Source organism: Embleya sp. NPDC050154 (genome assembly GCF_044460165.1).
GTDB lineage: Bacteria > Actinomycetota > Actinomycetes > Streptomycetales > Streptomycetaceae > Embleya.
Window position 1 is genome coordinate 194,092 of the sequence record NZ_JBITJP010000013.1, and the last position, 14,339, is coordinate 208,430.

The 14,339-nt window shown below is 72.9% G+C and carries 12 protein-coding genes; 10 read left to right on the plus strand and 2 right to left on the minus strand.

The window, feature by feature from the left end; genetic code table 11:
- Positions 1-108 precede the first annotated feature (108 nt).
- Positions 109-1,671, minus strand: a complete 1,563-nt coding sequence (locus ACIBSV_RS26800) for a sodium:solute symporter (protein WP_395867275.1) — start codon at positions 1,669-1,671, stop codon at positions 109-111.
- A gap of 186 nt (positions 1,672-1,857) precedes the next feature.
- Here ACIBSV_RS26800 and ACIBSV_RS26805 point away from each other — a divergent pair, with 186 nt between their 5' ends.
- The 3 genes from ACIBSV_RS26805 to ACIBSV_RS26815 all read left to right on the plus strand — a co-directional run bounded on the left by ACIBSV_RS26805 (position 1,858) and on the right by ACIBSV_RS26815 (position 4,641).
- The gene (locus ACIBSV_RS26805) at positions 1,858-2,103 is read left to right on the plus strand and encodes a DUF3311 domain-containing protein (RefSeq protein ID WP_395867277.1); all 246 of its coding nucleotides are present in this window, start codon (positions 1,858-1,860) and stop codon (positions 2,101-2,103) included.
- 85 nt (positions 2,104-2,188) lie between these two features.
- Positions 2,189-4,405 (plus strand): carbon starvation CstA family protein, encoded by a 2,217-nt coding sequence (locus ACIBSV_RS26810; protein WP_395867279.1) that lies wholly within the window; start codon positions 2,189-2,191, stop codon positions 4,403-4,405.
- Entirely contained in the window at positions 4,402-4,641 is a 240-nt protein-coding gene (locus ACIBSV_RS26815) for a YbdD/YjiX family protein (protein WP_395867281.1), read from the plus strand. The genes ACIBSV_RS26810 and ACIBSV_RS26815 overlap by 4 nt, the downstream gene beginning before the upstream one ends.
- 142 nt (positions 4,642-4,783) lie before the next feature.
- Here ACIBSV_RS26815 and ACIBSV_RS26820 read toward each other — a convergent pair whose 3' ends face one another.
- Positions 4,784-5,929: a glycosyltransferase family 4 protein gene (locus tag ACIBSV_RS26820; protein WP_395867283.1), complete on the minus strand. Its 1,146-nt coding sequence runs from the start codon at positions 5,927-5,929 to the stop codon at positions 4,784-4,786.
- Positions 5,930-6,654: 725 nt separating this feature from the next.
- Between ACIBSV_RS26820 and ACIBSV_RS26825 the strand changes: the two genes are divergently transcribed.
- From ACIBSV_RS26825 to ACIBSV_RS26855, 7 genes are all read left to right on the plus strand, one after another.
- Entirely contained in the window at positions 6,655-7,629 is a 975-nt protein-coding gene (locus tag ACIBSV_RS26825; protein ID WP_395867285.1) for an aKG-HExxH-type peptide beta-hydroxylase, read from the plus strand.
- A gap of 26 nt (positions 7,630-7,655) precedes the next feature.
- Positions 7,656-8,954 carry a YcaO-like family protein gene (locus tag ACIBSV_RS26830; RefSeq protein WP_395867287.1) on the plus strand — a complete coding sequence of 433 codons (1,299 nt, stop codon included), beginning with the start codon at positions 7,656-7,658 and terminating at the stop codon, positions 8,952-8,954.
- 86 nt (positions 8,955-9,040) lie between these two features.
- Positions 9,041-9,895 carry a class I SAM-dependent DNA methyltransferase gene (locus tag ACIBSV_RS26835; protein ID WP_395867288.1) on the plus strand — a complete coding sequence of 285 codons (855 nt, stop codon included), beginning with the start codon at positions 9,041-9,043 and terminating at the stop codon, positions 9,893-9,895.
- On the plus strand, positions 9,892-11,112 hold the full coding sequence (locus tag ACIBSV_RS26840) for a cytochrome P450 (protein ID WP_395867290.1): 1,221 nt from the start codon (positions 9,892-9,894) through the stop codon (positions 11,110-11,112). The genes ACIBSV_RS26835 and ACIBSV_RS26840 overlap by 4 nt, the downstream gene beginning before the upstream one ends.
- A 6-nt stretch (positions 11,113-11,118) precedes the next feature.
- A complete protein-coding gene (locus tag ACIBSV_RS26845; protein ID WP_395867291.1) occupies positions 11,119-11,328 on the plus strand; it encodes a ferredoxin in 210 nt (69 codons plus the stop codon).
- Positions 11,329-11,713: 385 nt separating this feature from the next.
- A complete protein-coding gene (locus ACIBSV_RS26850; protein ID WP_395867293.1) occupies positions 11,714-12,715 on the plus strand; it encodes a hypothetical protein in 1,002 nt (333 codons plus the stop codon).
- A gap of 63 nt (positions 12,716-12,778) precedes the next feature.
- The gene (locus ACIBSV_RS26855; protein ID WP_395867295.1) at positions 12,779-14,317 is read left to right on the plus strand and encodes a hypothetical protein; all 1,539 of its coding nucleotides are present in this window, start codon (positions 12,779-12,781) and stop codon (positions 14,315-14,317) included.
- Positions 14,318-14,339 lie beyond the last annotated feature (22 nt).

A 14,339-nucleotide genomic window follows, 5' to 3' on the forward strand; every position in this document is an offset into this window, starting at 1 on the left:
ACGCCTCGGGAACCCGCGACTCCACGATCGGCGCCTCCGGGACCGGCGCGCCGCGCGACGGCGCGGGCGCGGGTGCCGGTGCGGGCTCGATGTCCCGGCGCAGGCGTTTCACGAGCCGCTCGCCTCCTCCCCCGGGCAACGCCGGCCGAGCAGGCGGGCCGGCAGCGCCGTGGTGTCCGCACCCCGCGCGGCGCCCATCCGGTCGAACACCTCGGTGAGGACCAGGGTGACCGCGAGGTTGAGCAGCAGTGCGGCGAGCCCCGCGTACATCTGCACTCCCCGACCTCCCAGCTCGATCCGGATCAGCGAGACGAAGCCCTCCCGCACGACCGCGACGGTACCGGTCAGCATGCCCACCGCCCAGCCCGCCAGCAGTGCCCGGTGGTGCAGACGCCGGGTGAACAGCCCGATCACCACGGCCGGGAAGATCTGCAGGATCCACACCCCGCCGAGCAGTTGCAGATTGATCGCGGCCTGGTCGCGCAGCCCGAAGACGAACGCCACCGCGCCCACCTTCGCGGTCAGCGACACCCACTGCGCGACGCGCATCTGCCGCTTGGGCGTGGCCGTCGGCTGAAAGTACGCGACGTAGACGTTGCGCACGAAGGAGGTAGCGGCGGCGATCGACATCACCGCCGCCGGCACCAACGCGCCGACGATGATCGCGCCGAACACCAGACCGGCCGGAAAGGCAGGCAGCAGCCGGTCGACCAGCATCGGTACCGCCGCCTCGGCCGTACCCGAGGGCGCGTCGACGTCCATCGCCACCGCCGCGATGCCCAGCACGCCGAACATCGCCAGCACCGAGGTCCAGGCGGGCAGCGCGACGCAGACCCGACGCAGCGTGTCGGGACCGGACGCGGCGAACCCGGCGGTCAGCACATGCGGGTACATCAACAGCGCCAGCGCCGAACCGAACGCCAGCGTGGCGAACCCGGCCTGCTGATGCGGCCCCAGGACCAGCGAGGCGTCCACCGGACCGTGCGCGGCCAGCCGCCGATCCGCGGCCTCGAACATCGGCCCCGGCCCGCCGAACCGGCGCAGTACGAACGCCACCGCCACCGCGGCCGAGCCGAAGATCGCCACACCCTTGAGCGCCGAGATCACCGTGGGCGCGCGCAGCCCGTGCCGATACGTGGCGATCGCCAACCCGGCGAACAGGGCGACCATGGTCAGGTCGCCGGTCAGGCCGCGCGGATGCAACCCCGCGGCGGCGAGCACGGCGCGGATGCCCAGCACCTGGAGCGCCAGGTACGGCATCGTGGCCAGGATCCCGGTCAACGCGACCACCAGCGCCAGCGCCGGCGAGCCGTAGCGACCCCGGACGAAGTCGCCCACGGTCAGGTAGCCGTGCAGGCGGGCCACCGCCCACAGCCGGGGCAGCAGGACGAAGGCCATCGGGCACACGATCACCGTGTACGGAAGCGCGAAGAACGCCGACGCGCCCCGGCCGTACACCTGGCCCGGCACGGCGGTGAAGGTGTACGCGGTGAAGATCGTGCCGCCGAGCAGGAACCAGGTCCACACCGGGCCGAGACCGCGGTCGGCCAGCGACCAGTTCTCCAGCGACGGCAGATCCGCGGTGCGGCGCAGGCGCGGTGCGGTCACCGCCAGTAGCGAGGCACCGCCGACGACGATCAGGAGGGCCGCGATCATGGCCCCGTCGGTCATCCGTCACCGTCCGGATCGACGTGTGAGCGCGCTCGCCCACGGGTTGCGCGAGCGTACCCGACCGGGCCCGGGCCACCTCACGGAAATCCGCCGGACATCGGCTGTCAACCAAAAAGCGCGCACGCGCAACTCTTCCACAGGGCCGGCGCACGGTCGGCCCCGTGGCCACCGACAGCAGGAGGCGCGATGACCGGGAATCGACCCCCGACCGCCGCCGGACACGCCCGCGCGCGCCGCCGGATCGCGGCCGGGATCTGCCTTGCCGCGCCGGTCGCGGCGCTGCTGTGGGTGCCCTCGTACGCCCGTCGAGGGCCGGAAATGGCCGGTGTCCCGTTCTTCTACTGGTACCAGCTCGCCTGGGTGCCGGGGTGCGCCGCCGCCATGCTCGTCGCCTACCTGCTGCTGCGCCGCCCCGACCGGCGCGAGCCCTGACCGACCCGGATCGGCCGCCGCTCCCGGCCGCTCCCGCCGTACCCGTCCGTCGCTCTTCCGTCCCCCTGCCCGATGAGGAGTACGCGTGCCCCCCACCAACACCGGTACCAGCACCGGCACCCGCAGCCCCCGTTCGTACAATCCGAGGTCGATCCTGATCTGGACCGTCGTCGCCCTGATCGGCGCGGCCGGCTGGGGCGTGGTCGCCCTGGCCCGCGGCGAGGAGATCTCGGCCGTCTGGCTGATCTTCGCGGCGGTCGCCTCGTACGCGATCGCCTACCGCTTCTACTCGCGCTTCATCGCGGTACGAGTCCTGGAGCCGGACGACACCCGGGCCACCCCGGCCGAACGCCTGGACGACGGCGTCGACTACCAACCGACGGACCGCCGGGTGCTGTTCGGGCACCACTTCGCCGCGATCGCCGGCGCCGGACCGCTGGTGGGCCCGGTGCTGGCCGCGCAGATGGGCTACCTGCCGGGCACGATCTGGATCGTGGTGGGGGTGATCTTCGCCGGGGCCGTGCAGGACATGGTGATCCTCTTCCTCTCCATGCGCCGGGACGGCAAGAGCCTGGGGCAGATGGCCCGCGACGAGATCGGCCGGGTCGGCGGCGTCGCGGCGCTGATCGCGGTGTTCGTGATCATGATCATCCTGCTCGCGGTGCTCGCCCTGGTCGTGGTCAACGCGCTGGCGAACTCGCCGTGGGGGACCTTCTCGGTCACGCTGACCATCCCGATCGCCCTGTTCATGGGCGTCTACCTGCGCTTCCTGCGCCCGGGTCGGGTGCTGGAGACCAGCGTGATCGGCGTCGTACTGCTGCTGGCCGCGATCATCGGCGGCGGGCAGATCGAGGACACCGCGCTGGGCGACGCGTTCACGTGGAGCCCGACCACGCTGGTGTTCTGTCTGGTCGGGTACGGCTTCGTCGCCTCGGTGTTGCCGGTGTGGCTGCTGCTGGCCCCGCGCGACTACCTGTCCACCTTCATGAAGGTCGGCACGATCGTGCTCCTGGCCATCGGGGTGCTGGTCGCCGCGCCGAACCTGAAGACCGACGCGGTCAGCTCGTTCGCGAGCTCGGGTTCCGGGCCGGTGTTCGCCGGGTCGATGTTCCCGTTCCTGTTCATCACCATCGCGTGCGGGGCGTTGTCCGGTTTCCACGCCCTGGTCGCCTCCGGTACCACGCCGAAGCTGATCAGGAAGGAGTCGCAGGTCCGGATGATCGGCTACGGCGCCATGCTGATGGAGTCGTTCGTGGCGGTGATGGCGCTGATCGCGGCGTGTGTGATCGATCCCGGTCTGTACTACGCGATGAACGCCCCGGCCGGAGTGCTCGGCGCCACGGCCGAGAGCGCCTCACACGCGGTGGCCGGTCTCGGGTTCACGATCAGCCCCGAGGACCTGCGCTCGGCGGCGACCGCGGTCGAGGAGAAGACCCTGATCGCCCGGTCCGGCGGAGCGCCCACGCTGGCCGTGGGCATGTCGGAGATATTCGCCGAAGTCTTCGGCGGCGCGGGGATGAAGGCGTTCTGGTATCACTTCGCGATCATGTTCGAGGCGCTGTTCATCCTGACCACGGTGGATGCCGGCACCCGGGTGGGCCGCTTCATGCTCCAGGACATGCTGGGCAACGTCTGGAAGCCGATCGGCCGGGTCAACTGGAAGCCCGGCATCTGGATCACCAGCGCCGTGGTGGTGGGCCTGTGGGGCTACTTCCTGTACGCCGGGGCCACCGATCCGCTGGGCGGGATCAACCAGCTCTTCCCGCTGTTCGGCATCGCGAACCAACTGCTCGCCGCCGTCGCGCTGACCGTGGCCACCACCGTGCTGATCAAGTCGGGCAAGCTGCGCTGGGCCTGGGTCACCGGCATCCCGTTGGCCTGGGACGTGGCGGTGACCTACACCGCCGGGGTGCAGAAGATCTTCTCCGACGACCCCCGGGTCGGCTTCTTCGCGCAACGGGACCGCTACGCCGACGCGATCGACGCGGGCAAGGTGCTGGGCCCGGCGAAGAACATGGACGACATGCACACCGTGGTGCTCAACTCCACCGTGGACGGCGTGCTGATCTCGCTGTTCCTGGTACTGATCGCGCTGGTGATGGGCAACGCGGCGATCGTGTGCGTGCGGGCGATCCGGGCCGGGGGGACGCTGCCCACCACGGAGACCCCGTACGTCGAGTCGAAGCTGACGGACGAACCCGTCGACGCACCGCGCGTGCGCGAACTCGCCGGAGCGGGAGCGGGAGCGAATACGGGCACGGGCGCGGCTTCGGGCTCCGGCGACGAGGCGGCTCGGTTGTGACGCGAACCGACACCGAAGCGAACCCGGACCCCGACGTGGGGGGCGGGCCGGGCCCGAAGCGGCTGTTGCAATGGATCCGGTGGTACCTGCGGGAGATCTCCGGCGACGCGGAGTACGACCGGCACTGTCGGCGGCACCTGCGCGAGCATCCGGATCGGCCGGTGCCGTCCCGACGGGCCTACGAGTCCTGGCGGGCCAGGCGGCGCGAGGAGAACCCGCAGACCCGCTGCTGCTGAGCCGCGCCACCGGCGGGGATCCGACATCCGACGACCGGCACGCGCCGCGCCGGCCGGGTCCGCCCGACCCGGTCGCGCGGCCCGTGCGCGGCACGCGGGTACCGCGCACCACCACGTGGTGAGGGCGGGCGGTCGCACATGCTCATGCCGGGCCGGTGCCGCCGCTCGGGTCCGCGCCGGCCAGGCCCGCCAGGACGACGTCGGCCCGGTGGCGCCACGTGTAGCGGTCGAGGACCTGGCGGCGGGCCTCGTCGCCGAGCGAGCGGCGCAGGCCCGGGTCGTCGATCAGTTCCAGAACGGCGTGCGCCCACGCTTTCGGGTCGGCGGGCGGCCGGATCAGGCAGTTCACCCGGTCCGTCAGAACCTCGTGCAGGACCGGCAGGTCGGAGGCGATGAGGGCGCGCCCGTAGGACATGTACTCGAAGAGCTTCATCGGCGAGGTCCAGCGGCCGGTCTCGCCGAGTCTGCCGGTGAGGTACACCTTCTCCTCGTACGGAGCCAGCACGACGTCGAACAACGGGTAATACCCGGGCAGCTCGGCGGGCGGTCGGTGGCCGTGGAAGTACACGTTGGCGAGTCGGCAGGGCGCCTCCCAGCGATCCCGGTCCTCGGGCGTACCGCCGACCAGGTGGAAGTCCGCGCCCGGGATGCGCTCGGCGACGTCGAGGATCAGGTCGATGCCGCGACCGTCGTACAGGTGTCCGACGTAGCCGATCCGAGGCACCCCCTCGCGACCGGGCAACCGCACGCTCTCGACGTCGAGTCGGGGCGGGTCGGCGCAGTCGGGCACGATCAGGACGCGGGCCGGATCCAGGTCCGGGTAGGTCGCGCGCAGGTCGCGGGCGAGTGCGTGGGTGATCACCACGAGACGGGCGAGGCGCGGATCGGCGAGCAGGCGGTGATCGGTCTCGGGTGGGGTCAGGTCCTCGCGGATCTGGTGGACCTCGTACACGAACGGCGCGACGTCCGCCGCGGCGACGAGGCTGTACGGATCGCGGCCGTAGATCAGGTCCGGTGCGCCCGCTTCGAGCAGCAACTCGCGCACCCGCTGGGCGCGTTGCCGGTAGCCGGCGGGGGAGTAGCCGTCGGGGACCGGGACGGTGCGGATGGGGAAACGATGGCGGACGCCGTAGTAGGCGTACGGGTCGTCGGCCTCGTGGGTGCCGGGCGCCGCGTAGAGGGTGATGTCGTGTCCGGCGGAGGCGAACGCGTCGCACATGCGCATGACATGGACGCTGTTGGCCCACACGGATGGGATGCTGCCGCCGTGCAGGTAGGCGATGCGCATACCGGCCCCGTCTCAGCCCTGGATCGAGAACGCCGCGAGCGGGCATGGGCGGGCGTCGGCGGTCGATTGCCGCGGTGCGATGCGTACGGGGTCCATCGGCGTCTCCTCGTCCTGGGCGGCGGGTGTCGCGAGCCGGGGCTCGGGTGCGCTCGGGGCCGGCGGCGCCGGGTCATCATCACCGGTGATCGCCCCGTTGCCAAGGGTGACGCGCGGGCGGGAGCGAGAACCGGTCGGCCCGCGCGCGGGACGCGATGTGTCGTTGTTTCACTGTTTTCGGCCATTGTTCGGCCGACCTACCGAAATCCGCCGGTCCGGATGCATCGTTGACAGCCCGCGAGCGCAGTGGCCGCCCTCCGGCGCCGCCGCCATAACGGCTGATCACTCGACCCGGTCGACCCCGAGGCGAGTGTCCCGCACCGAATACAAGGCGGTTTCCGGCTGTACGGACTTGACCCGCCACGGAGCGCCACCGCCGCGTACTCCTTGTATTCATCGTCGTCGCCCGCACACCATGGCGCTTCCGGTCGTCCCCGTCGACGGCGGGGGAGCCGGCGAGCGGAAGGGAGTCCGATATGCAGGACGACATCGAACTTGTCCCGGAAGAAGAACTGCCCGAGTTGGCCTTGATGATCGACTTGCCCAGCTGAGGCAACGTCACCGGGTGCGGCGGGTCGCACGATCCGGTCCGCCGCACCCACCCCACCGGGAGCCCGGAGGCACTCGCGATGCGCGTGGAACCAGACGCAGGTCAGGGCGCCGAGGAACGCGCGGTCCTGGCGCGGATGACGCAAACGATCCTGGCCCGAGCCGAACTGACGGCCACACCACGGGAATCGACCCACCCGGCGGTTATCGAAACGGCACACATCGCGCAACGAGTCCTGCGCGCCGACGTCCCCGACCCACAACGGCTCGAAGCGCTCGGGCGCATGTTCGCGCGAGCCAGGGCCGACATCGCCGCCCCGCCCTGCGAACTGCCCTGGCCCGTCGACCTCGTCGCGCCCCGCGCACACCTGGAACGCAGTGTGGCCCGGGCACTCAAGACCATCCCCAGGCGGGACGACGACAACGCGCCCGCGCCGGTGTCGGCCGTGGTCGCGTGGCGGGACACCGATACCGAGATCATCCACGAGAGCACCGCGCTGCTTGCCCGGGTGTGGCCCGAGGCGAGCGCGGAACTGCAAGAAATCCTGGTGCAGATCGCGCTGTTGCACGGTGCGGCCATCGACGGCTTCACCGATTTCGGGGTGCACGGCGCGGTGTTCATCCGGCGCGACCGGTTGCGGCGAGGCGTGGACGGCCTGCCCGGCGCGATCCGACTGGCCGAGGCCCTCGTGCACGAGGGAACGCACACGCGCTGCAACGCGGCGGCGGTCGCCGCCGAGCCCTTCCTGTGCCCGGTCGAGGGCGACGGCCCCCTCGTGGCGACCCCGCTGCGGGCCGATCCGAGGCCGCTCACCGGGCTGTTCCAGCAGGCCGTCGTGTTGGCCCGAAGCCTGCTGCTCTACCGTCGCCTGCTCGACGCCGACGTGGCGCCACCCACGCCCGAGGCCGCGGCCGCCGTGCGCTCGCGACACGACCGGCTGGCCCGCTCGGCGATCGACGCCGTGAACACCCTGCTCGAACATCGCGACGCGCTCACCGACCACGGGACGTCCGTCCTGGACGAGGCCGCCGACATCGCCCGGGCCCGCGGGTGACGCCCGCTCCGGCATGGGAGCCACAGGTGTTCACGCCCTACGGCCACACGCCCGACGTCGTGATCGCGCGGATCGCGGCCCGCTCGCCGCAGTTCGACGCGGTCTGCGCGTCCGGCGATCGGCCCGTCCTGGTCGGCAGCGCCGCGGGCCATCGCCGCGAACAGGTGGTGCTCAGCGCACGCGGGGAACTCCTGGAGCGGGTCGGCAACATCCTGGCCGGCCGGGCGGCCGAGGCGGATGCCGCCACGGTGGCGTCCTACGCCGAATTGCGGCGCAAGGGTGTTCCCGCGCTGGATCCCGCCGAGTCGACCCCGGACGGCTCCGCACCGCCGGACACGGCCCGAACCACCCGACGGTTGTGGGTCCTCGGGCACCTGGCCGACTCCGGCGAGGAGATCCACGTCCCCGCCGGCGCCGCCTTCCTTCAGCACCGCCCGCCGGCCGGCTGCGACCCGGGTCCGGGCGTCGGCTCCACCGGCGTCGCCGCACACCCCGACCCGGACGCCGCCGCCGACCACGCGGCCTGGGAGGTCCTCGAACGCGACCTGATCCGGCGAAGCTGGTACGGCCTCGCCGCTGCCCCCACGCCGCTCCCGACCGGCGAACTCCCGGGCCCACTGTGCGAACTCCTGCGCGTACTCGACCTGACCGCTACCGGCTTGGACCTCCCCGCCCCGAGCGGAACGCGCTGCGTCGTGGTGTGCCTGCACGCCGCCGACGGCGCCGGCCAGACGTTCGGCGCCCGCTGCGGCCCGGACTCCGCCGTGCCGACCCTGATCGAGAAGGCGGCCTACGAGGCGCTCATGGTGCGCTGGAGCATGGGCAGCGCGGTGGCCGTGGACACGTGGGACCGGTGGCGGGGGAGCGGGCCTCCGGAGACGGCGGTGCAGCATGCCCTGTGGGCCTATCACCGCCAGGACAGCCTGCGGCTGTGGACGGATGGGGCGGCAACCCGGACGTCGGGAGGAGCCGCCTCGATGTCGGGGCGGCTCGCGTCGGGCTCGGAGTGGCCGGCCTCGGTGCCGGATCCGGGCTCGCCCTCGGACTCGGGCTCACGCTCGGGCTGTGGCGCGGCGGCTGCGAGTACCCCGGCGGACCAGCCGGCTCGTACTCCGGTCGGTGCGTTCGCCTCCCGACCCGGTCTCGCCGCGTTGTCCGCCCACACCGCGCGGGACGTCGTGATCGTGGAAACCACGGCGGGGCCGGCGCGCACCCGGGGTACGACCGTGATCCGGGTCGTGGCCCCGGGCGCCCGAGCACTGCCCAACGGCCCGAGCGCCGAACGTCACTTCCAGACCGTTCGCGGGCCGCATCCTTTCGGATGACCGCAGCCCGGATCACTCGGGGTGCCCGAATTACCCGAATCACCCGGACCACCGGACCACCGGACCACCGTGACGCGAGGAGCCGCATGCCGAAGACGGACAGCCCGACCACCACGAGCCCCCGCCCGCCGGTCGCGTCGCCCGACGTCGACACCGCGCATTCTCGACCGCCGGCCGCCCAACCGGCGCAGACCGGCGCGCACTACGCCGACACCCACGCGGCCGACTACGACCGCTGGTTCGGCAAACCGGGCATCACCGGCGCGACCGTGGACCGCCTTGCCGATCTCGCCGCCGTCGCCGGCCCCGGCCCCGTGCTCGAACTGGGCATCGGCACCGGCCGAGTCGCCCTCCCCCTGGCCGAACGCGGCCTGCGCGTGCACGGCATCGACGCCTCCGAGGCGATGATCCGGCACCTTCGCGGCAAACCCGGCGGCGCGGAAATCCCGGTCACCATGGGTGACTTCGCCGACGTGCCGACCTCCGGCTCGTTCTCGCTGATCTACCTCGCGGGCGGCACCTTCTTCGAACTCCCGGACAGCCGGAGCATGCAGCGTTGCCTCACCGCCGCCCGGGCACGACTGCGCCCCGGCGGCCTCCTCGCCTTCGACGCCCACCTGCCCGAGGCACTCGCGGTCGCCGCCGCGTCCGGCATTCCCGAGGTCGTCGTCGAGACCGACGAACTCCTCATCCTGTGCCACCGCCGCATCGACCCGTCCACGCAGACGTACCACTCCCACTACCTCGTGCACGAGGCCGACCGCACGCGTCATCTCCGCGTCTCCTTCCACTACGCGTCACCGGGCGAACTCGACCTGCTGGCACAGCGGTCGGGCCTGCGCCTCAAGCAACGCCTGGGCTCCTGGGCGGGTGCGCCCTTCACCCGGGACAGCGCCTACCACGTCTGTGTCTACGCACCCGACACCTCGGAGGCGTCGTGACCGGGCCGACCCCCGATCCCGCATCCGAGACCCGAACGTCCGTTCCCACCGCCGTTTTTCCGCTCCCGCACCGCGACGGACTGGACCCCCTACCGGAGTTCGCCACCCTGCGCCGCGACGCCCCATGCGCCCGCATTCGGCTGCCCAGCGGCGACCCGGCCTGGCTGGTCACCCGCTACGCGGACGTACGTCTCGTCCTGGGCGACCCCCGCTTCAGCCGCACCCGCGCGACCCGGGGAACCGGCCCGCGGATGGCCGCCGTACCCACCCTGGCCGACTCGATCCTGGCCGCCGACCCGCCGGTGCACACCCGCCTGCGCAAACTCGTCGCCGCCGCCTTCACCGCGCGCCGCGCCGAGGCCATGCGTGCCGACATCGCCCGCCTGGTCGCCGACCTCCTGGACACCGTCACCGCCCACGACCGCCCCGCGGACCTGGTCACCCTGTTCACCCGCCCCCTCCCGCTGGCCGTCATCTGCGACCTCCTGGGCACCCCGCGCGACGACGGCGACCGCCTCGACGCGTGGTGCGACGCGCTGCGCAGCCTCACCGCGATCCCGGACGCCGCCGTCACCCACGCGGTCGGCGAGATGACCGGCTACATGGGCACCCTGATCGCCGACAAACGCCGCCACCCGGCGAACGACATGCTCAGCGTCCTGATCGCCGCCCGTGACGACGAGGACCGCCTCACCGAGGAGGAACTGCTCTCCTTCTGCGTCGTGCTCCTGGCCGGCGGCTACGGCACCACCGCCGACCGGCTGTCCGGCATGATCCACCTTCTTCTGGACGTGCCCGACCGCTACCGGCACCTCGTCGACCACCCGGACCGGATTCCGACGGCCACCGAGGAACTGCTGCGCTATGCCCAGACCAACGTGCAGGCCAATCTCCGGGTGGCCACCGAGGCGATGACCCTCGCGGGCGTCGACATCGCCGAGGGCGACGCGGTGATGGCCGTCAACTCCGCGGCCAACCACGACGAATCCGTCTTCGACACCCCCGACCACCTCGACCTGGCCCGGACCCCCAACCCGCATCTGAGCTTCGGGCACGGCGTACACCACTGCGTGGGCGCCCAACTGGCCCGAGTGCAACTCCAGGAAGCCCTGACCGCCTTGACCCGACGCTTCCCGACACTGCGCCCCGCGGCCCCGCCGACCTGGAAAACCGGCCTGAAGACCCGAGCCCCCGGCACTCTCCCCGTGACGTGGTGACCACCGATGTCCGAAGACCCACCCCGCCCGCTCGTCGACCGCGCCCTGTGCATTTCCTCCGGCATCTGCGCGGCCACCGCACCCGCCCACTTCACCCGAAGCGCGGACGGCCGAGCCGCGATCCGCCCGGACGCCCCACCCGTCGACGCGCACACCGAGGACGCCGCGTACCTGTGCCCGGTCGAGGCCATCACGTTCACCCGAGACCGGGACTGAGCACGCCGACCACCGGGCCGGCAGACTCACCACCTCTCGTCGGTCTCGACCGGCTCGGGCACACCCTCGGCGCGGGCCCGCGGGTGTGCGGTGCGCGGTAGGTCGGTCGGGGTGTCCGGATCAGCCGATTCGCGTGGTCGGCGTCGCGCAATCCGGCCTATCGATCGAGTCGGGCGGTTTCTACACTTCCCATGGGTTCCGTTGCCCGATCCGCTGCGGTCACCGGCGATGGATCGCGCCCGGTCGCCACCGACCCGCCCCGGCGGCGGTGGGGCCTTCCTGTGGAACCGACAAGAGCCCGGGACGAGGGTGATGGACACCGGTCGCGAAGCTCCGGGTGAGCTCGCCCGATCCGGGGCCCGGGGTATGGAGCGAGGAAAGCGGCGTGACCTACACCCGACCCGGGTTGACCCCGCCGGCCTGGTGGCCGGCGGAGATCGATCTCGATGCGCCCGGGTCGCCCGTTCGCGCCGCCGCCCCCGTGTCCGTGCCGAGTCCGGCGACCCGGACTGTCCCGGTGCCGGCCACGACGCCGATCGCCGCGGTGAACCCCGCGACCCCGGTACGGAACACCGTCGAGGAACGATCGGTGGCCGGACCGCCGACGCCCGCCCGGGGGACGCCCCGACGGGTGGCCGGACCTCCTCCGATCCCGCTCGCGCCCGGTATGGCGCCCGGGGACGACGAACAACTCGGCGGGGGATTCGAGGCGCCGGCGGCGCCCGCGTGGTCGGGTTCGCCGGCCGGTTACGGATGGGACTTCGAATCGGACGAACGGGGCCATCGGGGACGGGGCTTCGAGGGGCAGGAAGGCCGCTCCCGGACCCGCCTGGTGCTCGCGGGGCTGCTCCTGGTCACGGGGATCACCGTCGCGGCGGTCCTGTTGACCGGAGGCGACGAGCCCGCGGCCTCGACCGCCGGGCCGCCACCGCCGACGGAGCCGACGGAGCCGACGGAGCCGCCGCCCCCGGTCGCGTCGTCCTCCGCGGCGCCGGGCACCGCGACTCAGGTCGCTCCCGAGCTGCTCGCCGAATACCAGCCGCGACAGGTGAGCCGACGTGTCGTGGACGGACGGGTCGAGGTGTCCTGGCTGCCGCCGACGCACACCGACGGAGTCGCCGGATACATGGCCGTCGCGCAGAGTCCGGCCGGCGTGTTCCAGAAGACCGAACTCCCGCGCCCGGGCGAGATGGGTGTCGTCTTCGCCGGAGCACCGGTGAGCGCCGATTCGTGCGTGGTCGTGGTGACCTTGATCCGCGGAGCGCCCACGATGAAGATTGCTCCCGGCGGGCCGGTGTGCGCACCGCCGGCGACCGGGACACCCCCCTCCGGGGCGTCCGGCTCGCGCCCGCCGCCCGCCAAGCCGGCATCGACGCCGCGTGGGTAGTGCCGCGGCGGGACCACCCCGCCGCCTCGTCCGACCGCATTCCGCTCGACCGAAGGAGCCCTCGTGCCCGACAACTCCGCAGTGCCGGCGTGGCCCGTCGTCACGATCGAGCTGTTGATCGACGACACGGTCCGGGTGGACGGCGTGTCGATTCCGGTGCCGTCCGGGGTACATCCGCGGGCCGCCGCGCTGGAGGCGGCGGCGGTGACCGCGCGCGTCCTGGGCCGCCCGGTGCGCGCGGAGGCGGTGGAGCCGGACGGTACGGTCTTCCCCCTGATCGTCGCGCAGGACGGCGGGGTGACCGCGGCGGACGATCCGATCACCCCGAACACGAAGCGACGCTCGCTGCTGGGCCGGCGCAAGAGCACGCCGCGTCCGGTGTTCGAACCGGGTCGCGATGCCGGGGATCCATCGGATACGCGGTCCGGCGACGGAGCCAAGCGCGGTCGGCGGACGCTCCCGACCGGTGCCGCGACGCCGACCCCACCGGTCGCGCCGCAGCCCGAGGCGCGCCCGGAGGCGCCGTTCGAGGCGTCGCCCGCGGGACCGGAGGGGATGTACGCACCACCGGCCCCGGAGGCGCCCCGGGAGCCGGACCGGGACCGCCCCCGTGCCTCCGGGCGGCCGTCCCAGGCCGAGGACGACTACGTGGAGGCGCCGTTCGCCCCCCGCAACGAGCCCGGGCGGACACCGACGTACGAGCCGCCCGCCGCGTCCGCGCCCGAACCCTCCGTCGAGTCCGCGCACTCCTCGACGCCGATGACGCAGGCGCCGACGCCTGCTCCGACTCCGACGCCTGCTCCGACTCCGACTCCGACGAGCGTGACCGGGTCGGCCGTGCCGGCGGCATCCGTCGCGCCGGTGGAGGCCGCCCCCGCCACGCCGGCGGTCGAGCGCTCGACACCCGCGCCCGAGCCGGCCGCCGAACCGGCTCCCGCTCAGACCCTCTTCGCGCCGCGCGTGACGGTAATCCCGCCCGTCGCACCCGTCGATCCGGTCGAGCCCACGCCCTCGTGGCACGCTCCGCAGCGCCAGGTCGCGCAGGTGCCGATCGACGAGGAGCCCGCCGCCTTCCCCGCCGCCCCGGTGGCCGATCCGCCCATACCGGCCCCGAGTTCGGCTCGGGCCGAGGCTCCGGCCCCGAAGCCGGCGTCGGCCCGCACCCCGGCGGCCGTTCGGGTCGAGCCCACCGAGGAACAGGCCCTCAAGGTGGCCGAGATCGCGCGGTTCGTCCGTGCCGGCGACGACGAGCGCGCGTTGGCCCTTGCCGCGTCCCTGGACGCGGCCACCAGCGCGGGCGGCGACGAGGGGGCGATGCCCGCGGCGCGTGAGGTGCACGCGTACGTCGCGGTGCTGACCGGTCGCCCGGAACTGGCCCTGGAGTTGTACGCGGACGCCGCCCTGGCCCAAGGGACGCACCCGAAGGAGGCGGCCCGGATGACCTCGAACGCGCACTACTGCTGGTTGCGGATCGACGACATGGAGTCCGCGTACGATCTCGGCCGGGTCCTGTTGCGGGCCTACTCGGCGGTCCCGACCGACCCGGGGCAGGCGGCCGTTCGCGATCGCATGCGCTCCCTGCGGGCCGGCCTGTCCGGGTGACCCGACCGGTCGGCGTCGCGGC

Bases quoted from the DNA above. Each gene is read 5' to 3' on its own strand.
- ACIBSV_RS26800 (WP_395867275.1), bottom strand. From the start codon at position 1,671: ATGACCGACGGGGCCATGATCGCGGCCCTCCTGATCGTCGTCGGCGGT.
- ACIBSV_RS26805 (WP_395867277.1), top strand. From the start codon at position 1,858: ATGACCGGGAATCGACCCCCGACCGCCGCCGGACACGCCCGCGCGCGC.
- ACIBSV_RS26820 (WP_395867283.1), bottom strand. From the start codon at position 5,929: ATGCGCATCGCCTACCTGCACGGCGGCAGCATCCCATCCGTGTGGGCC.
- ACIBSV_RS26825 (WP_395867285.1), top strand. From the start codon at position 6,655: ATGCGCGTGGAACCAGACGCAGGTCAGGGCGCCGAGGAACGCGCGGTC.
- ACIBSV_RS26835 (WP_395867288.1), top strand. From the start codon at position 9,041: ATGCCGAAGACGGACAGCCCGACCACCACGAGCCCCCGCCCGCCGGTC.
- ACIBSV_RS26845 (WP_395867291.1), top strand. From the start codon at position 11,119: ATGTCCGAAGACCCACCCCGCCCGCTCGTCGACCGCGCCCTGTGCATT.